The sequence below is a fragment of the Ruegeria sp. AB6 genome (assembly GCF_056542685.1).
This window is the reverse complement of sequence record NZ_JBQGAD010000002.1, coordinates 507,490-527,870: the sequence shown is the minus strand read 5'-3', so window position 1 is coordinate 527,870 and position 20,381 is coordinate 507,490. Positions and strand designations below refer to the sequence as shown.

Annotated in this window: 28 protein-coding genes and 1 tRNA gene; 16 read left to right on the top strand and 13 right to left on the bottom strand. The window is 58.4% G+C overall.

Features of this window, described 5'->3' with window-relative positions; translation table 11 throughout:
• Window positions 1-25 precede the first annotated feature (25 nt).
• Window positions 26-1,699, top strand: a complete 1,674-nt coding sequence (locus tag ACR0DB_RS06745) for a hypothetical protein (protein ID WP_480549653.1) — start codon at window positions 26-28, stop codon at window positions 1,697-1,699.
• Window positions 1,700-1,864: 165 nt separating this feature from the next.
• Entirely contained in the window at window positions 1,865-2,410 is a 546-nt protein-coding gene (locus ACR0DB_RS06740; RefSeq protein WP_480549651.1) for an N-acetyltransferase family protein, read from the top strand.
• Between the two features lie 15 nt (window positions 2,411-2,425).
• Here the strand turns inward: ACR0DB_RS06740 and ACR0DB_RS06735 are convergent, their stop codons facing one another.
• The 5 genes from ACR0DB_RS06735 to nthA all read right to left on the bottom strand — a co-directional run bounded on the left by ACR0DB_RS06735 (window position 2,426) and on the right by nthA (window position 5,797).
• Entirely contained in the window at window positions 2,426-2,668 is a 243-nt protein-coding gene (locus tag ACR0DB_RS06735; protein WP_170784346.1) for a DUF2842 domain-containing protein, read from the bottom strand.
• The gene (locus ACR0DB_RS06730) at window positions 2,668-3,963 is read right to left on the bottom strand and encodes an adenylosuccinate synthase (protein WP_480549649.1); all 1,296 of its coding nucleotides are present in this window, start codon (window positions 3,961-3,963) and stop codon (window positions 2,668-2,670) included. The genes ACR0DB_RS06735 and ACR0DB_RS06730 overlap by 1 nt, the downstream gene beginning before the upstream one ends.
• A gap of 213 nt (window positions 3,964-4,176) precedes the next feature.
• Complete coding sequence (locus tag ACR0DB_RS06725) at window positions 4,177-4,512, bottom strand: nitrile hydratase accessory protein (RefSeq protein ID WP_480549647.1); 336 nt, start codon at window positions 4,510-4,512, stop codon at window positions 4,177-4,179.
• Window positions 4,509-5,186, bottom strand: a complete 678-nt coding sequence (nthB, locus tag ACR0DB_RS06720) for a nitrile hydratase subunit beta (RefSeq protein ID WP_170784344.1) — start codon at window positions 5,184-5,186, stop codon at window positions 4,509-4,511. Before nthB ends, ACR0DB_RS06725 begins: the two co-directional genes overlap by 4 nt.
• Window positions 5,183-5,797, bottom strand: coding sequence for a nitrile hydratase subunit alpha (gene nthA, locus ACR0DB_RS06715; protein ID WP_480549972.1), 615 nt, complete (start codon window positions 5,795-5,797; stop codon window positions 5,183-5,185). The genes nthB and nthA overlap by 4 nt, the downstream gene beginning before the upstream one ends.
• A gap of 150 nt (window positions 5,798-5,947) precedes the next feature.
• Between nthA and secG the strand changes: the two genes are divergently transcribed.
• From secG to ACR0DB_RS06660, 11 genes are all read left to right on the top strand, one after another.
• On the top strand, window positions 5,948-6,313 hold the full coding sequence (secG, locus tag ACR0DB_RS06710; RefSeq protein ID WP_170788438.1) for a preprotein translocase subunit SecG: 366 nt from the start codon (window positions 5,948-5,950) through the stop codon (window positions 6,311-6,313).
• Between the two features lie 161 nt (window positions 6,314-6,474).
• On the top strand, window positions 6,475-8,118 hold the full coding sequence (locus tag ACR0DB_RS06705; RefSeq protein WP_480549645.1) for a CTP synthase: 1,644 nt from the start codon (window positions 6,475-6,477) through the stop codon (window positions 8,116-8,118).
• Between the two features lie 94 nt (window positions 8,119-8,212).
• Window positions 8,213-8,980 carry an isocitrate lyase/PEP mutase family protein gene (locus ACR0DB_RS06700; RefSeq protein WP_480549643.1) on the top strand — a complete coding sequence of 256 codons (768 nt, stop codon included), beginning with the start codon at window positions 8,213-8,215 and terminating at the stop codon, window positions 8,978-8,980.
• A gap of 103 nt (window positions 8,981-9,083) precedes the next feature.
• Window positions 9,084-9,533: a tellurite resistance TerB family protein gene (locus ACR0DB_RS06695; protein WP_170769836.1), complete on the top strand. Its 450-nt coding sequence runs from the start codon at window positions 9,084-9,086 to the stop codon at window positions 9,531-9,533.
• A gap of 20 nt (window positions 9,534-9,553) precedes the next feature.
• Window positions 9,554-9,991: a tellurite resistance TerB family protein gene (locus ACR0DB_RS06690; RefSeq protein WP_170769364.1), complete on the top strand. Its 438-nt coding sequence runs from the start codon at window positions 9,554-9,556 to the stop codon at window positions 9,989-9,991.
• 5 nt (window positions 9,992-9,996) lie between these two features.
• Window positions 9,997-10,740, top strand: a complete 744-nt coding sequence (locus ACR0DB_RS06685) for a phosphate/phosphite/phosphonate ABC transporter substrate-binding protein (RefSeq protein ID WP_480549970.1) — start codon at window positions 9,997-9,999, stop codon at window positions 10,738-10,740.
• Between the two features lie 125 nt (window positions 10,741-10,865).
• Complete coding sequence (locus tag ACR0DB_RS06680) at window positions 10,866-11,642, top strand: ABC transporter ATP-binding protein (RefSeq protein ID WP_480549641.1); 777 nt, start codon at window positions 10,866-10,868, stop codon at window positions 11,640-11,642.
• A 32-nt stretch (window positions 11,643-11,674) separates the two neighbouring features.
• The gene (locus tag ACR0DB_RS06675; protein ID WP_480549639.1) at window positions 11,675-12,388 is read left to right on the top strand and encodes a transporter substrate-binding domain-containing protein; all 714 of its coding nucleotides are present in this window, start codon (window positions 11,675-11,677) and stop codon (window positions 12,386-12,388) included.
• Window positions 12,389-12,456: 68 nt separating this feature from the next.
• Window positions 12,457-13,344, top strand: coding sequence for an ABC transporter permease (locus tag ACR0DB_RS06670; protein ID WP_170769835.1), 888 nt, complete (start codon window positions 12,457-12,459; stop codon window positions 13,342-13,344).
• Window positions 13,341-14,147, top strand: coding sequence for an ABC transporter permease (locus ACR0DB_RS06665; RefSeq protein ID WP_480549637.1), 807 nt, complete (start codon window positions 13,341-13,343; stop codon window positions 14,145-14,147). The genes ACR0DB_RS06670 and ACR0DB_RS06665 overlap by 4 nt, the downstream gene beginning before the upstream one ends.
• A gap of 112 nt (window positions 14,148-14,259) precedes the next feature.
• On the top strand, window positions 14,260-14,658 hold the full coding sequence (locus ACR0DB_RS06660) for a hypothetical protein (protein WP_480549635.1): 399 nt from the start codon (window positions 14,260-14,262) through the stop codon (window positions 14,656-14,658).
• 85 nt (window positions 14,659-14,743) lie between these two features.
• Here the strand turns inward: ACR0DB_RS06660 and ACR0DB_RS06655 are convergent.
• Both ACR0DB_RS06655 and ACR0DB_RS06650 read right to left on the bottom strand, forming a co-directional pair.
• Window positions 14,744-14,820 (bottom strand) — tRNA-His (locus tag ACR0DB_RS06655).
• Between the two features lie 47 nt (window positions 14,821-14,867).
• Window positions 14,868-15,350: a GNAT family N-acetyltransferase gene (locus tag ACR0DB_RS06650; protein WP_480549633.1), complete on the bottom strand. Its 483-nt coding sequence runs from the start codon at window positions 15,348-15,350 to the stop codon at window positions 14,868-14,870.
• A 77-nt stretch (window positions 15,351-15,427) separates the two neighbouring features.
• On the opposite strand from ACR0DB_RS06650, the gene ACR0DB_RS06645 reads away from it, so the two are divergent.
• Window positions 15,428-15,616, top strand: coding sequence for a DUF6324 family protein (locus ACR0DB_RS06645; protein WP_480549631.1), 189 nt, complete (start codon window positions 15,428-15,430; stop codon window positions 15,614-15,616).
• A 4-nt stretch (window positions 15,617-15,620) separates the two neighbouring features.
• Here the strand turns inward: ACR0DB_RS06645 and ACR0DB_RS06640 are convergent, their stop codons facing one another.
• The gene (locus ACR0DB_RS06640; RefSeq protein ID WP_170784335.1) at window positions 15,621-16,052 is read right to left on the bottom strand and encodes an MmcB family DNA repair protein; all 432 of its coding nucleotides are present in this window, start codon (window positions 16,050-16,052) and stop codon (window positions 15,621-15,623) included.
• 114 nt (window positions 16,053-16,166) lie between these two features.
• On the opposite strand from ACR0DB_RS06640, the gene ACR0DB_RS06635 reads away from it, so the two are divergent.
• Both ACR0DB_RS06635 and ACR0DB_RS06630 read left to right on the top strand, forming a co-directional pair.
• Window positions 16,167-16,487 (top strand): ArsR/SmtB family transcription factor, encoded by a 321-nt coding sequence (locus ACR0DB_RS06635; protein ID WP_480549629.1) that lies wholly within the window; start codon window positions 16,167-16,169, stop codon window positions 16,485-16,487.
• Window positions 16,484-16,909: an SRPBCC family protein gene (locus ACR0DB_RS06630; protein ID WP_480549627.1), complete on the top strand. Its 426-nt coding sequence runs from the start codon at window positions 16,484-16,486 to the stop codon at window positions 16,907-16,909. Before ACR0DB_RS06635 ends, ACR0DB_RS06630 begins: the two co-directional genes overlap by 4 nt.
• Window positions 16,910-17,123: 214 nt before the next feature.
• Here ACR0DB_RS06630 and ACR0DB_RS06625 read toward each other — a convergent pair whose 3' ends face one another.
• From ACR0DB_RS06625 to ACR0DB_RS06605, 5 genes are all read right to left on the bottom strand, one after another.
• Window positions 17,124-17,429, bottom strand: coding sequence for a hypothetical protein (locus ACR0DB_RS06625; RefSeq protein ID WP_170352750.1), 306 nt, complete (start codon window positions 17,427-17,429; stop codon window positions 17,124-17,126).
• A 56-nt stretch (window positions 17,430-17,485) separates the two neighbouring features.
• Window positions 17,486-17,968 (bottom strand): transcription antitermination factor NusB, encoded by a 483-nt coding sequence (nusB, locus tag ACR0DB_RS06620; RefSeq protein ID WP_480549625.1) that lies wholly within the window; start codon window positions 17,966-17,968, stop codon window positions 17,486-17,488.
• Complete coding sequence (locus ACR0DB_RS06615; RefSeq protein ID WP_170769351.1) at window positions 17,965-18,516, bottom strand: 6,7-dimethyl-8-ribityllumazine synthase; 552 nt, start codon at window positions 18,514-18,516, stop codon at window positions 17,965-17,967. Before ACR0DB_RS06615 ends, nusB begins: the two co-directional genes overlap by 4 nt.
• 2 nt (window positions 18,517-18,518) lie before the next feature.
• Window positions 18,519-19,640: a 3,4-dihydroxy-2-butanone-4-phosphate synthase gene (gene ribB, locus ACR0DB_RS06610; protein ID WP_480549623.1), complete on the bottom strand. Its 1,122-nt coding sequence runs from the start codon at window positions 19,638-19,640 to the stop codon at window positions 18,519-18,521.
• A 103-nt stretch (window positions 19,641-19,743) separates the two neighbouring features.
• Window positions 19,744-20,331 (bottom strand): riboflavin synthase, encoded by a 588-nt coding sequence (locus ACR0DB_RS06605; protein ID WP_480549621.1) that lies wholly within the window; start codon window positions 20,329-20,331, stop codon window positions 19,744-19,746.
• Window positions 20,332-20,381 lie beyond the last annotated feature (50 nt).

The window sequence follows — 20,381 nt, the reverse complement described above, 5'->3', positions numbered from 1 at the left end:
GTAGTTTGTAAAGGACGTGCGTCTGATGGTACAGAATAACAAGGTTTTGACCGTTTCATACGGAACCTTCTCATGCACTTTGGAAGGCTTTGACGATTCCTTCGAGACAATGAAGGCAATCGCAGAATATTTCCGCGACCTTGCCGCCGAGGATCGCTACTTTGGGTCAGAACCCCCGCAACCGGATGCCGAGATGTTGGCCCGCATCGCTCAGCGCGATGTCGCGCGGCGGGTGGAAGCCAGCCAGAATGACTCCGGCCTGCTGTTGCGTGCCACTGAACAACCCGCACCCGCCCCGATTGCCGCCGCACCCACGCCCGCCGCCGACCCTGAGCCTGTACCGACTCAACCCGATCCGGTGGCTGCCGAGGCGGACGAGATCGAAGACGCGTCCCCCCCTGCCGCCGACAGCATCGCCGCCAAACTGCAACGCATCCGCGCGGTCGTTTCCCATTCGGAAGAAAACACCGTCATCTATTCCGAGGATGAAGAAACGACCTTGATGAAGGCGGCGGCCGGACCGTCGGACGCTGTGGCCGCAGCATTCGAAGCTGGTTCGCTAAGCGCCGAGGATTTGGGCGAAGCGTCCGATACCGAACCGCAGGAATCCCCGGAAGAGGCTGTGGCCGCGATCGAAGAAGCCTTGGCCGAAGATGAGATTGTCGAAGATGCGCCTGAAGAAACTGAGCAGGTCTTCGACGATACCCTGAGCACCGAATTCGGTGAACCTGCAGAAGAAGTCCAAGCAGCCCCAACCGAAGTCTCTGATGGTGAGCCGGAAGAAGAAATTCAGCCTGCCGCGATGGTTGAAGAGGCCGAGGCAGCAGCGCAAGAAGACCTGACACCCGAAGCCGATGCCATGGAAGAAAACGATCCCGTCAACCTGCTGCAGGAGGACGAGGAAGCCATGGATATGCCGGAGGACGACACCACCCAAGAGGAAGGGGTGTTGACTGCCGACGATGAAGAAGACCTGCTGAGCGAGATTTCGAATGTCGAGGCTTTTCTTGCCCGACGCGCGGCGGACTCTGCCTCGGATACCGGAAGCCTGGACCAGGACGTTTCGCGTCTTATGGACAAAGCCGATGTCCAGATGGAGGACCCGGCAACCACAGATCAGCGCGAGACATACTCGCACCTGCGCGCTGCAGTGGCCGCGACCGAAGCCGAGCGCAAGGACAAGCCAAAAGCCGAAGAAACATCTGATGACAGCGTCTATCGTGATCTGACCGCATCGGTCAGCCCACGCCGGCCGGACATTCAGGTCACCGGCACGCGCCCGCAATCAGATAAGATGGCCCCGCTGAAACTGGTCGCCGAGCAGCGTATCGACGCGGATGCCCCTGAGGCAGCCCCCGTCACGCCGCGCCGCGTGTCTTCATCTGAGGATGCTCAGGCGGGCGAAGAAGGCGGCTTTGCCCTTTTCGCACAAGAACAGGGCGCCCAGTCCTTGCCCGACCTTCTGGAAGCCGCCGCATCCTATCTGTCCTTTATCGAAGGTCAGGAGCAGTTCTCGCGTCCGCAATTGATGAACAAAATCCGGTCGCTCCAACAGGCGGATTTCAACCGCGAGGAAAGCCTGCGCTCATTCGGTCAATTGCTGCGCGACGGCAAAATCGAAAAAGCCGGTGGTGGCCGGTTTGCAGCCTCAACTGATATCGGCTTCCGCCCCGACGACGACGAACGCGCCGCGGGCTGATCGCCAAATAAACTAAAACCAGAAGGGCCAGAGCAATTCCTCTGGCCCTTTTTTGAGCACTAAACTGAAAGTACCTAGCGTCCTGCTATGCTGCACCGCAGAATTATGCTAGGTTTGAACCACTACGCCAGGCACTTTTCCCTCGGTTCAAACAGAGGTCGCGCCATGTATGAACTTCCGATTCGCCGTCTGAGGCTCCATGACAGGCCCAAAATCGAAAGCCACTTCAAATCATTGGATAATGACGCACTGACATCGCGTTTCGGCGCGCCGGTCAGCACAGAATTCGTTGAAGCTTATCTTTCCGGTATCTTTGATGATGCGGCGTTGATTTTTGGGGCTTTCCCGGATTCACGACTGCGCGGCGTAGGGGAACTTCGGGCTGTTCCGGACAGCCTGAACTACGTAGCAGAGGTCGCGCTAACTGTTGAAACTGGCTGGCAAGACAGGGGCATTGGAGACGGGTTGCTCTCCCGCCTCCTTACCGCTGCACGCAATCGCGGGATCAACGAAGTCCACATGCTGTGCCTTGCCACCAACCAAAAGATGCGTCGTCTGGCAGCCAAGCACAAAGCAGAATTGAAACTAATCACAGGCCAGATCGAAGCAACACTGGCGACGCCATGGCCTTCACCCTTTAGCCTGGCTGAAGAAATCTCCGGAGAATACCATGCATTCGCCCGTGCAATTCTCAGTTGGCCTCGAAGGTGAGGTCGGTATTGACGGTCAATCTTGTGTGTTACCCGGGTCTTCCTTGCCAACACCCTTAAACACAAATTTGAACGGCAAAGCCCAGAGCACGCCCAGAACCACATAGACCAGAAGTTCTAACCAAATCGGCGGTCGATCAAGCCAGTTCACGACCGTCACAACCGCCACGATATAGGCTGGCAGTCCCACCAGAAGCAGAACCAGAGACCATCTACGCCGCGCCTTATAGCTAAGGCCCGGCTTTTCCTCGCTACTCATCAGTCAGCAAACGGGTCGGTCACCAGAATGGTGTCGTCCCGCTCCGGGCTGGTGGACAAAAGGGCCACAGGGCATTCGATCAGTTCCTCGACCCGGCGCACATACTTGATCGCATTGGCAGGCAAGTCCGCCCAGCTACGCGCGCCTTCAGTGGATTCGCTCCAACCCGGCATGTCTTCGTAAATGGGCTTGCAATGCGCCTGCTGATCCGCAGCGGTGGGCAAGTAGTCCAGACGTTGGCCGTCCAGTTCGTACCCCACACAGATTTTTAAGGTCTCGAACCCGTCCAGAACGTCCAGTTTAGTCAGCGAGATGCCGTTCACACCACTGGTTGCACAGGTCTGACGCACTAGACAGGCATCAAACCAGCCACAGCGGCGCTTGCGCCCCGTGGTGGTACCGAATTCATGGCCCCGCTCGCCCAAGCGCTGACCGTCGGCATCATCCAGTTCGGTCGGGAACGGACCTTCGCCTACACGGGTCGTGTATGCTTTGACAATGCCCAGCACAAAATCGATCGAGCCCGGCCCGATGCCCACACCCGTTGCCGCCTGACCGGCAATCACGTTGGACGAGGTCACAAACGGATAGGTGCCGAAATCGATATCCAGCAAAGCCCCCTGTGCCCCTTCGAACAAAATGCGCTTACCGGCCTTGCGCTTTTCGTTCAGCACTTTCCAGACCGGTGCGGCGAAGGGCAGGATCTCCGCCGCGACGTTTTTCAACTGCGCAATCAGCGCGTCGCGGTCAACCGGCTCGATCCCCAAGCCCTTACGCAGCGGATCATGATGCTGCAACGCCCGGTCGACGCGCGCCTCGAGCGTTGCCTCATCGGCCAAGTCAGCAACACGAACGGATCGGCGCCCCACCTTGTCCTCATAAGCCGGGCCGATCCCACGACCAGTGGTCCCAATCTTGGTGCCCTTGCTTGCGGCTTCCTCACGTGCCCGATCGAGCTCGCCGTGAATAGGCAGGATCAAAGGCGTATTCTCAGCGATCATCAGTGTTTCAGGAGAGATGTCGACGCCCTGCGCGCGAATGGTCCCAATCTCCTTGAGCAGATGCCAAGGGTCCAACACGACACCATTGCCGATCACGCTCAGCTTGCCCCCGCGGACGACGCCGGACGGCAACGCGTGCAGTTTGTAGACCTCGCCATCGATAACCAGTGTATGACCGGCATTGTGCCCACCCTGAAAGCGCGCGATCACGTCCGCCCGCTCACTGAGCCAGTCGACGATCTTGCCTTTTCCTTCGTCACCCCACTGGGCGCCGACAACAACCACATTGGCCATAACAGGTCCTTTTGCGCTGAGTAATCAAACTCGGCTCGTATAGCGATGTGTCAGCGACAGGGAAACCGATAATTCGCCGCAGCTTCGAACCGCGCTGCGCGCGGTGCCGCCGGGGGGGATATTTATAGCCAGATGAAGAGCGGATCCCCTGCTTCATCTGGCTATAAATATCCCGGGGGAGTCGCCCGGAACGGGCGGCGGGGGCAGAGCCCCCTACCCGGTTGCCAATTTGACTGGCTGTCCGTGCGGCGTAGTCAGATAGGCATTTTCCCAAGCTGCCAACACTTCGCTGATATCTTGCGCATCGGCCTCTCCGGCGTCTTCCAACAGGGTTTCAAGCGCGTCCAGCCACGCTCGAAAATAGTCGTCTCCGCCATCCAACTCTTTCGAAAGCCCCCGCCGCTTAAGTGTCGCGGAAAATCGGGTGGCCCAATCTGGCCATTCGAATCGGCCTGCTTCAATCAATGCGACAGTCACCGCGAAGACCTGTGCGTGCCAGGGCTCGGCGAAAACGGGTTCGGGCGCTGTGTGTGCGGCGCAGTCGGTCATGCGGGCTCCAGATAGCTTTGCCAAAGATCCAGTACGACCTCGTCCTTTGGGTTTTCCGGGTTTGCCCAAAGTTCTGATGCCGCGAAGGCCACCGCGTAGAGGGGTTCGGGCGCTTCCCCTAATCCATGCGCGTTGGAATCAGGTAGAACATGTGTCCCATGGAGGCGCAATATCCGCCCTTGCGCACCGGCCGCGTAAATTGGCAGCCGAGTATGCCCACCGTCGATCAGGCGGTTGGCGGATGGGTGCGCCGTGCGAACGGCCTGTCCCGGCTGGAAACGCATAGCAACCTTGGACGGGCGGTCCGCAGGGCCGCCCTTGGCCAGCGCAGCGCTGACGTTCTCTGCTTTCAGGGCTCGCGACGCCAACGGATGGGGGGTGTCACCGTTCCCGCCTTTTAGGTCCTCCAACGTCAGGACACCCCGTTCAATCAAGAGGTCGGCCAAGCCCGAAATCCATTTCTCGTAGTAGGAAAACCGTGTGTAGTCCTTTGGTGACAGACGTTCGCGCGCATGGCGCGAGATGTCGATATTCCATTGCCCCAAGAAGCCAGCAGCCAAAGTTACGGCCAGAGCACGCCCATGCCATTCCTGCGGGAAAACTGGAGCATCTTCCGCCTCGGGGATAACTGAGCCATCCCCGAACCGTCCGCCCATATCGTGAACACGGGTCATGAGGGCACCTTGGGAAGACCGGTGCCGATCATGCTGTCGCGGGTAACAAGGGCGGTCAGTTCGTCCTCGGACAGACTTTCTGTGCCTTCGGGACGCATCGGCAGAACCAGATACCGAATCTCAGCCGTTGAGTCCCAGGCGCGAATGGCGGTGTCTTTGGGCAGAGACACGCCGAAATCAGCCAGAACCTTGCGCGGTTCACGCACGGCGCGGGCGCGGTAAGCATCGGATTTGTACCAGCCCGGCGGAATGCCCAGCAGCGGCCACGGATAGCAACTGCACAGGGTACACACGACCATGTTGTGCAGCTGGGGCGTGTTTTCAACGACTACGATGTGTTCGCCCTGACGCCCGTAAAACCCCAGATCGGCGACGACTGGTGTTGCATCCTCCAGCAAGGCGCGCTTGAACTCTGGGTCCGTCCAGGCCTTGGCGACAACGCGCGCCCCGTTCTGAGGGCCGATCTTGTTCTGATAGGTGTCGATGATTTCATCCAAAGCCGCCGGATCAATCAAACCCTTGCGGGTCAGAATCGTTTCCAGCGCCTTTACTCGAAGCGCAGGTTCCGGCGGCAACAGCGCGTGCGGGTGGTCGTGATCGTCATGTGGCATGGCCGCAGGTTGCGTCACGATCCGCCCATCTGTCCAGTCCCTTTGACGTGATATCACACATCACCAGAGGTGATGGAAACTCGTGTCTTGCCCCCGGACCCAAACTTGCATAAGTACCACGCGATACACGCCACGCTGTACAGGACCACCATGGAAAACGTCGTTCTCATCATCCATCTTCTTTTGGCCTTGGGCCTGATCGCCGTCGTCCTGATGCAGCGGTCCGAAGGCGGTGGCCTTGGCATGGGTGGCGGTGGTGGCGGCGCCATGACCGGACGCGCTGCCGCAACTGCGCTGAGCAAGGTCACATGGATTCTGGCGGCGTGCTTTATCGTCACCTCGATCACGCTGACGATCATTGCGGCGCAGAAATCCTCGGGCAGCTCAGTCATTGACCGTTTGGGCGTCCCTGCCCCAGCCGCGACCGAAGAAAGCGCACCGGCGGTTCCGTCGGCGGATGATCTGCTGCCTCCGGCGCAGGGCGACAATGCGCCGCTGATCCCGCAAGCGGATTAAGCCACAAAACCTAGAAATCTGACAGAGAACTGCAACAGCATCTTGCGGTTCTCTTGCGCTGTGGGCGCGAATCCTTTATACGTGAAGTCCCGTGATGCAGCGGTTTTTCGTAAACCGTCGGGCAGCTGATTTTGAAGTCTCACGGGAGCTAGCCGAACAACATGGCGCGTTTTATTTTCATCACCGGTGGTGTGGTTTCGTCCTTGGGCAAAGGGCTGGCTTCGGCGGCTTTGGGCGCTTTGTTGCAGGCGCGAGGCTACTCGGTTCGCCTGCGCAAGCTGGACCCCTATCTGAACGTCGATCCCGGCACGATGTCGCCGTTTGAACATGGCGAAGTGTTCGTTACCGATGACGGGGCCGAGACCGATCTGGACCTTGGCCATTATGAACGTTTCACAGGTGTTGCTGCTCGCAAGACCGACTCGGTGAGCTCGGGTCGGATTTACTCTAACGTGCTCGAGAAAGAACGTCGGGGAGACTACCTCGGCAAGACCATTCAGGTGATCCCGCACGTCACCAACGAGATCAAGGATTTCATCGCCATTGGCGAGGATGAGGTCGATTTCATGCTTTGCGAAATCGGCGGCACCGTGGGCGATATCGAGGGCCTGCCCTTCTTTGAGGCCATTCGTCAGTTCAGTCAGGACAAGCCGCGCGGTCAGTGCATGTTCATGCACCTCACGCTGCTGCCCTACATCAAGGCGTCTGGAGAGTTGAAGACCAAGCCGACCCAGCACTCGGTCAAGGAATTGCGCTCCATCGGTCTGGCGCCGGATATTCTAGTCTGCCGTTCTGAGGGCCCGATCCCCAAGAAAGAACGCGAAAAGCTGGCCCTGTTCTGCAACGTCCGCCCGGACAGCGTGATCGCGGCGCAGGACCTCAGCACCATCTATGACGCCCCGCTGGCTTATCACCGCGAAGGTCTGGATCAGGCGGTTCTGGACGCGTTCCAGATCAGCCCGGCCCCCAAGCCAGATCTGGCGAAATGGGAAGACGTCAGCGACCGCATCCACAACGCCGAGGGCGAAGTGAAGGTGGCTATCGTCGGCAAATACACCCAATTGGAAGACGCCTATAAATCAATCGCCGAGGCGCTGACCCATGGCGGCATGGCGAACCGTGTCCGCGTAAAGGTCGAGTGGGTCGATGCCGAGGTCTTCGACACCGAAGACGCCGCCCCGCATCTAGAGGGCTTCCACGCAATCCTCGTCCCAGGCGGCTTTGGTGAGCGCGGCACCGAGGGCAAGATCAAGGCGGCCCAATATGCCCGCGAACATAAGGTGCCTTACCTGGGCATTTGTCTGGGCATGCAGATGGCTGTGATCGAGGCCGCCCGCAACGCAGCAGGCATCACCGAGGCCGGGTCCGAAGAATTCGACCACGAGGCCGGGAAAAAGCGTTTTGAACCCGTGGTGTACCATCTGAAAGAATGGGTACAGGGCAACCACATGGTCGAACGCAAAGTTGGCGACGACAAGGGCGGCACCATGCGTCTGGGCGCTTATGATGCGGTTCTGGCGGATGGATCCAAGGTGGCCGAGGTTTATGGCGGCTCAAATATCGAAGAACGTCACCGTCACCGCTATGAGGTCGACATCAAATATCGGGATAAGTTAGAAAAAGCGGGCCTGAAATTCTCGGGCATGTCACCCGATGGCCGTCTGCCCGAGATTGTCGAATGGTCCGATCATCCATGGTTCATCGGGGTTCAATACCACCCCGAGCTCAAATCCAAACCGTTTGAGCCCCACCCTCTGTTCCGCGACTTCGTACGCGCTGCGAAAGAGACGTCGCGTCTGGTCTAAGTCACCTCAAAGTGAGGGGCGCTTTCGATTTTTCTGTTCGAAACGCCCCTTTGCAGGGTTAACTGTCTTCAAATTTCAAGACAGGAGCCCTGCCATGACCGATCAAACCACCCGCGCCAAGACCTTTGCCGCCCTGCATCAAAAGGGCAATCCGGTGATCCTCTACAATATCTGGGACGCGGGCAGCGCCAAGGCCGTGCAGGATGCCGAGGCCAAAGCCTTGGCCACGGGCAGCGCACCGGTTGCGATGGCGCAGGGGTTCGGGGACGGTCAGAACATTCCCATGGATTATGTGTTGGACAACGCTCGGCGCATCATCGGTGCGGTGGACCTTCCAGTGACGCTGGATTTCGAAGGGGCTTATGCCACGGATGCGGCGGGCATTTCGGATAACGTACAGCGCGCGCTGGAGACCGGGGTCATCGGTTTCAATTTCGAAGATCAGATCATCGGCACCAAGGACCTGTTTGACATCGAAACGCAGGCGACCCGCGTGGCCGCGATGCGCGCGGGTTGTGATGCCGCCGGTATCCCAGCCTTTGTCAACGCGCGGACTGATATCTTCCTCAAGGCGCAGCCGGACACCCATGACGACGCGATGCTGAACGACGCCATCGCCCGCGCCAAAGCCTATTCCGATGCAGGTGCCAGCGGATTCTTTGCCCCCGGTTTAAAGGATGAAGCCATGATCGGTCGCCTGTGTGAGGCCACGGATCTGCCGGTGAACATCATTGCCCTGCCCGGCACTCCCGACACCGCAACTTTGGCCAAGCTGGGGGTTGCCCGGATCAGCTATGGCCCTGTGCCCTATCGCAAAATGGTGGCGTGGCTACAGGAACAGGCCGCAGCGGCCTTGGGCTGACGCCCCGCCACGCAGGGCGACGCCCGGCAAAGAAATGTCAATTTGAGGCTATGACCTGTAGTCCGTGCTTGGCGGACTACAAAATATGGAATACCCTCACGCTATGTTGAAAAAGTTCTTTCAGGCCTTTCGCCCGCCCCAACACGATGCCCTGCCCGACCCCGATGCCGAATTGGCCCTTGGGGCTCTGATGGTGCGGGTCGCGCAAGCGGACCGGGACTATAAACTGGAAGAGATCAGCCTGATCGACCGCATTCTTGCGCGGCTCTATCAGCATAACGCGATCGAGGCCGCCAAGGTTCGCGCCACCTGCGAAAAGCTACACGCTGCCGCGCCAGAAACCGACACGTTCGGCAAGCTGATCCGCGAAACCACAGATCTGCACGAACGCCTCGCCGCGCTTGACGCCTTGTGGGAAGTCGTGTTGGCCGACGGAAAGTCAGATGAGGGAGAGATGAAAATCGTGGAAGAGGCCCGTATTTCGATGGGGCTCAGCTATAATGACAGCCAGACAGCCCGCGAACGGGTGCAAAGGCGCTTGGAAGAGGCTTAGGCCCAATCTATATCTGACCCATGTTCAGTGATTTCTTGTCCCGGCTCACGCAGCCCCAGCCCGACCCACTTGTCGATGATGATGCCCGCCTTGCCCTAACGGCGCTGCTGGTGCGCATCGCGCGGTCTGACAATGACTATGCCGACAGCGAAATGGCGCGAATCGACCGAATTTCCGCCGAACGCTATGGCCTGTCCCCGTTCGAGGCGGCCGGTCTGCGCGCCCGCGCCGAAGACCTTGAGTCCGAGGCCCCCGATACCGTGCGCTTTACCCGCGCCATCAAAGAAGCCGTGGCTTATGACGACCGTCTGGCCGTCGTACAGGCGCTCTGGTCTGTAGCGCTGGCTGATGGGCACCGCACCGGCGAGGAGGACTCGCTGCTACGACTTGTGGTTAGCTTGCTTGGCGTCAGCGATGTGGATTCTGCGCTGGCCAGACAAAAGGCCGCCAAGTCGTGATTGCGATGCTGGGCATGTACGACATGCCCGGCCTGCGGCCTGCCCACGACCGCTTTTGGACCCTGATTCGAGACAATCTGGGCTATGGACCTGTCGAACTGACCCGCGATGTCGACGCCTGGGAGGTTTGGCAAAGTCCTGACCTGTTGTTCGCGCAGACCTGCGGAATGCCCTATCGCACCCATTTGCAAGATCAGGTGCAGCTGGTAGGAACACCGGATCATGGGCTTTCGGGATGCCCACCGGGCCACTATCGTTCGGTTTTTGTGGCGCGAACTCAGGACCCGCGCGACTTGACCGAGCTATCACGTGGTGTTTTTGCCTATAATGAGCCGCTTTCTCAGTCTGGATGGATCGGACCTTTGGTACACTTGGAGGCTTTGGGCCTGCGCCCGATGTCTGCTTTGGAAACAGGCGCACATGCCAACTCAGCGCGCGCTGTTGCCGACGGTCTGGCCGATTTCGCAGCGCTGGATGCGCTAACCTGGTTGATGCTGAAGGAACACACCAAGCTGGGAACCGCATTGCGGGATGTCGAGGCAACAGCTCCCACTCCGGCGCTGCCTTATATCACATCGGGCACTCAAGATGCGGCCGCCATAACTCAAGCTGTTCGGCGTGCGATCAACGCCTTATCCCCGCGCGACCGCAATGCATTGCACCTTTTGGATCTGATAGAGATACCGGCCCGCGACTATCTAGCCATCCCCAACCCTTCGCAGGATGCTGCCAAGCTGCTCAATCCCTGATCGATTCGACCAGAACGTCTGGTCAATTTGACGGTTTCGGACCTCATATATGTCATTTGCGCATTGCATTAGGCTGATTTTTAAGCCCTAGTACCGCACCAACACCAATAACACTCAGGTCGCCCGTGATAGATTCCACTCCGGTCATCGAGATCAAGAACCTACACAAAAGCTTCGGCAATCTTGAGGTGCTGAAAGGGGTGGATATTACGGCCAGACGCGGCGATGTCGTATCGCTGATCGGCTCATCCGGGTCCGGAAAATCTACACTACTGCGCTGCTGCAACCTGTTGGAAGACAGCCAACAGGGCGAAATCCTGTTCAAGGGAGAACCGGTTCAGTGGAGCGGTTCGGGCCACAACCGCCGCCCCGCAGACCCCAAACAGGTCCTGCGCATCCGCACCAATCTGTCGATGGTGTTCCAGCAATTCAACTTGTGGTCCCATATGACCATCTTGCAAAACGTGATGGAGGCCCCCGTCACCGTTTTGGGCCGCGACAAGGCCGAAGTTGAGGACAGCGCCCGAAAATACCTGGAAAAAGTGGGCATTGGCGACAAATGTGATGTCTACCCGGCGCAGCTTTCGGGCGGGCAGCAGCAACGCGCTGCCATTGCACGCGGGCTGTGCATGGAGCCCGAGGCCCTGCTGTTTGACGAGCCCACCTCGGCGCTGGACCCCGAACTGGAACAGGAAGTGATTAAGGTGATCAAGGATCTGGCTGCCGAAGGCCGCACCATGATCATCGTGACCCACGACATGAAGATGGCTGCTGATATCTCTAGCCATGTCGTCTTTCTGCATCAGGGCCTCATCGAAGAAGAAGGCCTGCCGGAAGATATCTTCACCACCCCTGAATCCGAACGGCTTCAGGGCTTTCTATCCGCCACTATGGCGGCATAAATTCAGGACAGAACTAAACTGGGGAGTAACCAATGAAAAAACTGATTCTGACCACTGCGGCCTTGGCGCTGAGCGCCGGCATGGCCATGGCGGACACCGTTCGTCTGGGCACCGAAGGCGCCTATGCGCCGTGGAACTTCGTCAACGACGCTGGCGAAATCGACGGGTTCGAGCGTGAATTGGGTGATGAGCTGTGCAAACGCGCAGGTCTGGAATGCGAGTGGGTCAAGAATGACTGGGATTCGATCATTCCGAACCTCGTCTCGGGCAACTACGACGCAATCATCGCCGGCATGTCGATCACCGATGAGCGTGACGAAGTCATCGACTTTACCCAGAACTACACGCCGCCGGATCCGTCGGCCTATATCGCCATGTCTGATGGCGTGGACCTGGCTGGTGGTGTGATCGCCGCCCAGACCGGCACGATTCAGGCGGGTTATGTGGCCGATTCCGGTGCAACTCTGGTTGAGTTCGCCAGCCCCGAGGAAACCATTGCTGCTGTGCGCAACGGCGAAGCGGATGCAGTCCTTGCTGACCGGTCGTTCCTGGCACCCTTTACCGAAGATGGCTCGGGCCTGCTTTTTGTGGGTGACGACGTTCCGCTGGGCGGCGGTGTCGGAATGGGTATCCGCGAATCCGATGGTGAGCTGAAAGAGAAGTTCAACGAGGCCATCCAGTCCATGAAGGACGATGGCAGCCTGAACGCGCTGATCACTAAGTGGGAAGTGTCCTCGACCTTCTGATAAACTCTGCGGCGCGCCTTACTTAGGGCGCGCCGCCTCAGAGCCCTTGCAAGTCAAAGAGGCCCGCCATTTTCTCGTTCTGCACCGATCCCGAAACACTCGGCACGTTCCGTTGGTTTGCCTGTTACCTGACCAACGGTGTGCATTGGCTGTTTTATCTATCCTTCTTCAAGGTCCTGCTGCTGCTGGCGATCACCGCCCCGGTTGCATTGGGGTTCGGCTTTCTGGGGGCCATGGCCGCGCGGTCACATTTTCCACCGCTTGCCATGTTGGGCAAAGGCTATATCGCCATCGTTCGCGGTGTGCCGGATATCGCGTTCTTCATGTTCTTCGTGATAGCGCTGGATCAGGCATTCGAATGGACGCGCCACAAGATTCTTTGCCCCGAATGGACTGACCCCGTTCGACAGGGCAATGATTTCATCGTTTGTCAGGCCGCCAAACTGCCGCTTGGAACTGCACCCGAATGGGTTCACGAGACCTATGGCTTTTTCCTGGCCGTTATTACTTTTTCAATCGTGTTTGGCGCATTCGCCGCCAATGTTCTGTTTGGCGGCATGCGCGCCGTCCCGCATGCGCAACTGGAAACCGCCGAAGCTTACGGTATGACCCGCCGCCAGACATTCTGGCGCATTCTGGTACCACAGATGTGGGTCTACGCCCTGCCCGGCCTGTCGAACCTTTGGATGGTGCTGATCAAAGCCACACCATTGCTGTTCCTGCTGGGCATCGAAGACATCGTTTATTGGGCCCGCGAACTGGGGTCGTTCAAAAACCCGAAATTCACCCAATACCCTCACGGCGACTGGCGTATGTGGTACTTCCTTGCTCTGCTCGTGTTTTACCTGGGCATGACCCGCGTCTCGGAAATCGGCCTTGAACGGTTGATGCGTCGCCTGTCGCACGGACAAGCCACCGCAGGCGGAGAGCTTCTGCGCAAGGAGACCACCGCATGAGCTGCGTCCAGACCATCCAGGACTATGCGCTCCGCTCGGTCGGCATCGGTGAACGCCTTCTGCCGCGCAATGATTTTACACTATGCGAGCAATTCACCCTGATCGGTTCGGGCATGATCTGGAATATTTATTTCGGGATCATGGCGCTGGCGACCGGGTTCTTTCTGGCTACAGCGCTGGCCGTTGGCAAAGCGTCAAGCAAGAAATGGCTGCGCAAACCGTCCGAGTGGTTCATTTTCCTGTTCCGGGGATCTCCTCTGTTCATCCAGTTTTTCTTTGCCTACTTCTTCTTCCTGTCCCTCAAGCAGAGTTTTCCCTTCTTCGACGCACTGACCTCTGCCTGGCTGGGAGCGTTGATCGTGTTGTTCTGCAACACCGCCGCATATTCAGGCGAGATCTTCTATGGTGCCCTACGCTCGATCCCCAAGGGCGATATTGAGGCTGCAGACGCCTATGGAATGACCGGCTGGTCGCGGTTTCGCCGTATCATTTGGCCGACCATGCTGCGGCTTGCCTGGCCTGCCTACACAAATGAGGCAATCTTTTTGTTCCACGCCACCACGCTGGTCTTCTTCTCGGCCTTCCCAGTCTGGCAACAACGGGGCGATGCGCTTTATTACGCGGGCTATTTCGCGGACAAGACGTTCAATCCGTTCATCCCCTACCCTATTCTGGCCTTCTACTTCATTCTGCTGACTCTAGTGGTGATCTGGGGCTTTGGGCTGGTGAACAAACACCTAAACCGGCACCTGCCCGTGGCCAAACGCAGCAAGATGAAGTTGAGACTAAATCTGGCCCGCTGAGACACAGCATTCCTGTCGCAGGCTTTGATGCGGTTCTGGCAGTGGTCCCGAAAGCACGCCACCGCAGAGCGGCCCCGCAGCTTCGCCGGCCAACACCCCGAGGCGTTTCTTCGTGAAGCTCAGAACTTGGAATTTTGATACCACCAAGCCCTTCCGCAGCCTTTGCACCTGCGCTGCCCTGGCGCTTGTCATCTCGGCTCCGTTAACAGCGGCGCTGATGCTGGTATCGTCCATTCCGTTCCTCGTCGGCGAGTCTCAGGCCGGCCCGGTTGTCACACTGGCCTATGTCGGGCTGTCGTTTCTAATGGCAGCTTTTACCCTGCCTTTCATGTTGCCGCTGATATTTTCACTGGTGCCATTCACGGCTCTGTTCCCTCTGGCGGGCACGGCCCTGTCCTTTCCTTTGATCCGACACGGCCGGATCAAGAAAAAGCCGCTCCTGTGGATCTGGGTTGCGCTTTGGCTGATCACCTTCTTTGCAGGAATTCTGTCTGGTAAGATCTCGGTCTAAGGAAAAATCGCCGCCGCGAACAGCAATGCACATGCATTCAGCCGGACAAGCAGCCTTGTAATTATTCAACCGATGATGAGGGAGATGGTACCGCCTCCCTGGCTTGAACAGGGGACCTCTGGATCCACAATCCAGCGCTCTAACCAACTGAGCTAAGGCGGCACTCGTGAGGGGCGATGTACCGAACGCGCCGAGGGAATGCAAGAGGATTAAAGCCGAATTTCCCAGCTTTGTTCGACAAGATCGACCCCGAAAGAATGCACCGGTTTGCTACCCGTCAATTGCCATCCCGCCGCCTGATACAGCGCGCAAGCGGCACGGTGGCTTTCGTGGGTCCATAGCGACATTTTCTCAAACCCAGTGTCGCGGGCGTGGTCCATACAGGTATGCAGCAAGCGCTTACCCAAACCTTTTCCGCGCGCCTCGGGCACTAGAAAGAACAGGCGCAGTTTTGCAGTGGTCTCATCCAGTCGCACGCAGAAGATACTGCCCAGAGGAACGCCGGCCTGTTCCGCGATCCAACCGCGATCACAGGAGGGATCATGGGTTGCCACAAACTCATCCAGTATCTGCTGCACAAGGCGCGCAAAGCTTTTGTCGAACCCTTCATCGCGCTCGTAAAGAAGGCCGTGCTGCGCGACCAGCCACGGAACGTCTGATGGGTAAAAAAGTCTGATCACCGTGTCGTTCATTCCTCATCTGACCCGATCAGCGGCTTGATTCTCAAGTCTTTGCGCGCTAGCACAAACGCTCATCCCCGGAGGCGCAAATGGGTATCAACACCGAACGTGACATTCAGGCCAACCTGCAAATCGGCCCGACCGACCAAGGCATGGTGCGCCTGTTCATCGAGGCTGATGGCGTCGAGATTCCGATGGATTTCGAACCCGACGAGGCTGAAGAAATCGCCGAAGAGATTCGCGCTGCCGCGCATGCCGCGCTGGCGGTGAAAGACTAACGCGCTAAAGCCTTGGGTCTCGCAATGCGTGCAGCCTTCGGGCGGCATCGGTTGCAAATTTCTGGATCATCTTCTTCCGGCGCGCCGGAGCCAGCTTATCCTCTGGGGCCATGCGCACGATCTCGGCGTCATAGGCGTCGGCGATGATCAGACCAGTCTCGGCAGGCAACAGCTCGGTCGGGAACTCGGTATCCACGGCCCAGAAGAATCGGTCGCACCACTCCAAATAGCCCTGCCACTTGGAATCCGATTGGTAATCCGCCCGGCTGGATTTGCATTCCACCACCCACAGCTCGCCCTTCGGGCCCAGCCCCATAACGTCCACCCGAAGCCCGCGCGCCGGCACGAATTCTTCAACAGAAACAAAACCGTGCGCGCTGAGATGGCGCGCCACGCCGCGTGCTAGCTTTTGGCCGGGTTGTAGATCCAACGTCATTCGGGAAATGTGAACAATTCGTGAACAAATTGCAAGGGCGAGATTGCTGTTGACATGATACCATATGGTATCAAATAAATATAAAACCAAATGGTATCGAATATGAGGAAACGGATGCCTGACCAAATCCAAAACGCGTTTCGCGCGCTTGCGGACCCCACGCGCCGGGACATCGTTCAGATGCTTGCATCGCAGGATATGACAATCGCGCAACTGACAGATTGCTTCGACATGACCCGAGCGGCCGTCAAAAAACACCTGACCGTGTTGTCGGACGGAGGCCTAATCCAGGTCGAAGCTCGGGGGCGAGAACGCATCAACCATCTTGAACCCCAGGGATTGGCCCCTGTTCTGGATTGGTTGAGCTTCTTTGATCAGTTCTGGGACGAGCGCCTGCGTAACTTGAAAGAAGCCATTGAGAGGAAAGAAACATGACCAAAGCAGCTTTGCAAAAGACCATCTTCCTGCGCGCTGAGCCGGACACTGTCTGGGCCTATCTGACCGAACCGGAACGCCTTGCCGAATGGTTTCACAAGCCCGAACGCCCACTGGCAGCAGGACAAAAGCTTGAGATGTTCGGAACCACAAGCGGCGATCTGTTGATCTGGGGAGAGGTGCGCGAGGCGCGCAAGCCGCAGTATCTTGAATATACCTTCACGGTGAAACCGATGGGAGACGCTGTCAGCGTGGTCAAATGGACGTTGGAGCCCGTAGACGGCGGCACGCGATTGTCCTTGAAGCACGAAGGCCTGCCGCAGGGCGCCCAGGCTTTCGACCTAATCCTGGCCCTGGACAACGGTTGGGACGAACATTTCGGCAAGATGCGCAAAGCTCTGCACGAAACTGTTGACGCTTAACCCCTTGTGCCAGCCCGTCAGACGCCCTAACTAAGCGCTTGGCGGGTTCTGCCCTTCTTGTGACTGGTAGCATTCTGGTGGCCTTAAGCAATTCCGAGGGGGCTGGCTCTGTTCAGGTCCTGGCCTGATTACCTGGCGCCCACCTGTACATACAGGTCCTCGGGAATCACACCGCACGGTTGACTGGTGGTCCCGCCACATTTTTCTAAAATTATCAGCGCTCTGCGCGTGAGCCTTGCTTGGCCAGCACAGGTTTGAACACATTAACGACGGGTGATCCACGGCGCGGACCACCCGGCCTTTCCGCCATGCTCATGATCTTGTAGGCGAACTGGACACCTGCAAAAACGATGCCGTTCATGAACCAGATCATGACGAGTGCCACCAACCCAACATCCGAACCCCAAATCAACCCGCGCAGATTGGCCACGTTCACAGCCAACAGCACGCCGACAAATACGGCCGAGATCACAAATCCCCAGATAACCTGAGTGATATAAAGACGGATGAGCTTGGGCATAGCGGCACTCCTTGTTTGGTCACAAGCGTAGCCTTCGAATGCTCTGAGTAAAGGCGTCAGAACGCCTCGGGCTGAGCCTCGCGCGCCATGTGGTCCAGTACAGCGTTCACGAATTTCGGCTCTTTGCCTTTGGGGAAAAAGGCGCGGGCCACGTCGACGAATTCGGTGATGACCACTTTGGGGGGCGTGTCGCCTTGGGTCAGTTCGGCCCCGGCAGCGCGGAAAGCGGCGCGCAAGGTCGGGTCGATACGTGCGATGGGCCATTTGGCCACCAGCGCGCGGTCGGTCATCTGGTCGATGGGGGCCTGATAGTTCACGGCGTCCTCGACCAGTTTGCGGAACAGGCGGATATCGCCGTCCAGCATCTCTTCCCCCTCATAAACGGCACCAAACCGGTGATCCAGAAACTCGGTCACGACTGCTTCGGTCGTCTGGCCTGACTGCTCCATCTGGAACAGCGCCTGCACGGCGTAAAGCCGGGCGGCGGATTTCATCAGGCGGTGCTGGTTGGCCGGTTTCGGCGCGTCTGTCTGGGTCATGCTGTCGTGGATCCGTTGCTGTCGCCCGCCACAAGGATGGACTCGGACGGCGGCTTGAAGCCCACGCCCTTTTTGGAAGAGCCCCACTTACGGCTGAGCGCGATCAGATGCAAGGCCGCAGCGGCTGCCCCGCCCCCTTTATTCATCTTTTCTGGATTGGCGCGGACCTCAGCCTGTTCGTCATTCTCAACCGTCAGGATACCGTTACCAATAAGCAAGCCCTGAAGACCCATCAGTTGGATGGCACGACTTGAGTCGTTACAGACAGTTTCATAGTGCGTAGTCTCGCCGCGAATTACGCAGCCCAGCGCAACATAGCCGTCGAAATCGCACTGACGGTCGGCCATTGCGATGGCGGTCGGGATTTCCAGCGCGCCGGGCACTTCGACCACTTCACAGGTGCCGCCTGCGGCCTCGATCTCTGCTTTCGCACCGGCGACCATATTGTCCGCGATAGCGCGGTAGAACGGGGCCACCACCAGCAGCAGCTTCACCGGCTTGTCGAAGGTCGGGGTCGGCAGGACGCCGTGTTTGTCTTGTTCAGCCACGATCAGTCTTCCTTGAGGATTGAGCGGGTGCCGACGATGGACAGGCCAAACGCGTCGAGCCCCAGATATACGGTTTCGGGCGAGTCAGTCAGCAGCACCAGCTCGTGAATGCCCAATTTGGACAGGATCTGAGACCCCAGTCCTGTTTGTTTGATGGTCCGAGGACCTTCATCCTCGACCGCGTAAAGCGAGTTGCGCGGTTGGCGGAACAGACAGACGACGCCGCGCCCCTCTTCGGCGATCTTCTCCATCGCACGCGGCAGTTCGCGCGAAGATTTAGGCCCGAGGCCCAAGATATCCGGCGCTTCGTGCAAAGCATGGGTGCGGGTCAGAACGGGCTCGGGCGTGGTGATGTCGCCTTTGATCATGACCACATGTTCGATGCCATGAAGCTGGTCAGTGAACAGCCGCATCTCCCATTCGCCACCATATTCCGAATTGACGGTTTCACGCGACGTCTCGACCACCAGATTGTCATTGCGGGATCGGTAGGTGATCAGGTCGCTGATCGTACCGATTTTCATGTCATGGGTTTGTGCGAATTCCACCAGATCGGGCAGACGCGCCATTGTGCCGTCGGGCTTCATGATCTCGCAGATCACGCCCGAAGGATTCAGCCCAGCCAAGCGCGAGATATCCACGGCGGCCTCGGTATGGCCCGCACGCACCAGCACCCCGCCCCGCTTGGCGCGTAGGGGAAACACATGGCCGGGGGTCGCGATGGCCGCCATGGTGTTCTGCTCGTTGATCGCCGTCGCCACGGTCAGCGCCCGGTCAGTGGCGGAAATTCCGGTCGACACACCTTCGCGTGCCTCGATGGACACGGTGAACGCGGTTTCATGACGCGAGGAATTGTTCACCGCCATCATCGGTAGGCCCAGCGCCTCCACACGTTCTGCGGTCATCGGCAGGCAGATCAGGCCGCGCCCATGGGTGGCCATGAAGTTGATCGCCTCGGCATCCGCGAACTCGGCCGCGATGACCAGATCGCCTTCATTCTCACGGTCTTCGTGGTCGACCAGAATATACATCCGACCTTTGCGCGCCTCTTCGATGATCTCTTCAATCGGGCTGATCGCGTCGCGCAGTTGCGCCTCGACGGGTCCGGGGGTTTCAAAGCTCATTGGGCAGCCTTTCGCAGAGCATGTTTGCACGGGTGGATAGACCACCCCGCGCGCAAAGGCCAGTCTGCAAACGTCCCGAACCGGTCAGAACGCGGCGTTTAACTCAGGACATTTCGGCCAGACGCGCGACGTAACGAGCCAGCGTGTCGATCTCAAGGTTCACCTTGTCTCCGACCGCAACATCGCCCCAGGTTGTCACCTCTTTGGTATGAGGGATGAAGTTGATGCCAAAGTCACATCCGTCCACGTCATTGACGGTCAAGGACGTCCCGTTCAGCGCAACAGATCCTTTCGGCGCGATGAACCACGCCAAGTCCTTGGGAGCGCGCAGGGTGACACGCGTACTGTCACCTTCGTCCTGCATGGCCACAATTTCGGCCACGCCATCCACATGGCCGGATACGATATGCCCGCCGAGTTCATCGCCAACTTTCAAGGCGCGTTCAAGGTTGACGCGTTTCCCGAGTTTCCAGCCATCCAGATTGGTCTTCGACACGGTCTCGGCGCTGATCTGGACATCGTACCAGTCGTCGCCCAGCGCGATTACAGTCAGGCACACGCCGTCACTGGCAATGGATGCGCCGATATCAATCCCAGCGGTGTCATAGCCCGTCTGAATGCGCGCCCGCAAATCGCCCTGCTGATCTAACTCGGTAATGGTTCCTATATCTGTGACGATCCCAGTGAACATTTTCTTTACCCTTGGTTTGCTAACCTATGACCCGTAGTCCCAGTCGAGGT

Coding starts and splice junctions, on each gene's coding strand:
- nthB (WP_170784344.1), bottom strand. CDS start 5,186: ATGACCCGTGTTCACGATATGGGCGGACGGTTCGGGGATGGCTCAGTT.
- ribB (WP_480549623.1), bottom strand. CDS start 19,640: ATGAGCTTTGAAACCCCCGGACCCGTCGAGGCGCAACTGCGCGACGCG.
- ACR0DB_RS06605 (WP_480549621.1), bottom strand. CDS start 20,331: ATGTTCACTGGGATCGTCACAGATATAGGAACCATTACCGAGTTAGAT.
- ACR0DB_RS06645 (WP_480549631.1), top strand. CDS start 15,428: ATGGGTATCAACACCGAACGTGACATTCAGGCCAACCTGCAAATCGGC.
- ACR0DB_RS06745 (WP_480549653.1), top strand. CDS start 26: ATGGTACAGAATAACAAGGTTTTGACCGTTTCATACGGAACCTTCTCA.
- nusB (WP_480549625.1), bottom strand. CDS start 17,968: ATGACCCAGACAGACGCGCCGAAACCGGCCAACCAGCACCGCCTGATG.
- ACR0DB_RS06665 (WP_480549637.1), top strand. CDS start 13,341: ATGAGCTGCGTCCAGACCATCCAGGACTATGCGCTCCGCTCGGTCGGC.
- secG (WP_170788438.1), top strand. CDS start 5,948: ATGGAAAACGTCGTTCTCATCATCCATCTTCTTTTGGCCTTGGGCCTG.
- ACR0DB_RS06725 (WP_480549647.1), bottom strand. CDS start 4,512: ATGACCGACTGCGCCGCACACACAGCGCCCGAACCCGTTTTCGCCGAG.
- ACR0DB_RS06700 (WP_480549643.1), top strand. CDS start 8,213: ATGACCGATCAAACCACCCGCGCCAAGACCTTTGCCGCCCTGCATCAA.
- ACR0DB_RS06695 (WP_170769836.1), top strand. CDS start 9,084: ATGTTGAAAAAGTTCTTTCAGGCCTTTCGCCCGCCCCAACACGATGCC.
- ACR0DB_RS06685 (WP_480549970.1), top strand. CDS start 9,997: ATGCTGGGCATGTACGACATGCCCGGCCTGCGGCCTGCCCACGACCGC.
- ACR0DB_RS06690 (WP_170769364.1), top strand. CDS start 9,554: ATGTTCAGTGATTTCTTGTCCCGGCTCACGCAGCCCCAGCCCGACCCA.
- ACR0DB_RS06705 (WP_480549645.1), top strand. CDS start 6,475: ATGGCGCGTTTTATTTTCATCACCGGTGGTGTGGTTTCGTCCTTGGGC.
- ACR0DB_RS06635 (WP_480549629.1), top strand. CDS start 16,167: ATGCCTGACCAAATCCAAAACGCGTTTCGCGCGCTTGCGGACCCCACG.
- nthA (WP_480549972.1), bottom strand. CDS start 5,797: ATGCCACATGACGATCACGACCACCCGCACGCGCTGTTGCCGCCGGAA.
- ACR0DB_RS06740 (WP_480549651.1), top strand. CDS start 1,865: ATGTATGAACTTCCGATTCGCCGTCTGAGGCTCCATGACAGGCCCAAA.
- ACR0DB_RS06630 (WP_480549627.1), top strand. CDS start 16,484: ATGACCAAAGCAGCTTTGCAAAAGACCATCTTCCTGCGCGCTGAGCCG.
- ACR0DB_RS06675 (WP_480549639.1), top strand. CDS start 11,675: ATGAAAAAACTGATTCTGACCACTGCGGCCTTGGCGCTGAGCGCCGGC.
- ACR0DB_RS06640 (WP_170784335.1), bottom strand. CDS start 16,052: ATGACGTTGGATCTACAACCCGGCCAAAAGCTAGCACGCGGCGTGGCG.
- ACR0DB_RS06625 (WP_170352750.1), bottom strand. CDS start 17,429: ATGCCCAAGCTCATCCGTCTTTATATCACTCAGGTTATCTGGGGATTT.
- ACR0DB_RS06735 (WP_170784346.1), bottom strand. CDS start 2,668: ATGAGTAGCGAGGAAAAGCCGGGCCTTAGCTATAAGGCGCGGCGTAGA.
- ACR0DB_RS06650 (WP_480549633.1), bottom strand. CDS start 15,350: ATGAACGACACGGTGATCAGACTTTTTTACCCATCAGACGTTCCGTGG.
- ACR0DB_RS06730 (WP_480549649.1), bottom strand. CDS start 3,963: ATGGCCAATGTGGTTGTTGTCGGCGCCCAGTGGGGTGACGAAGGAAAA.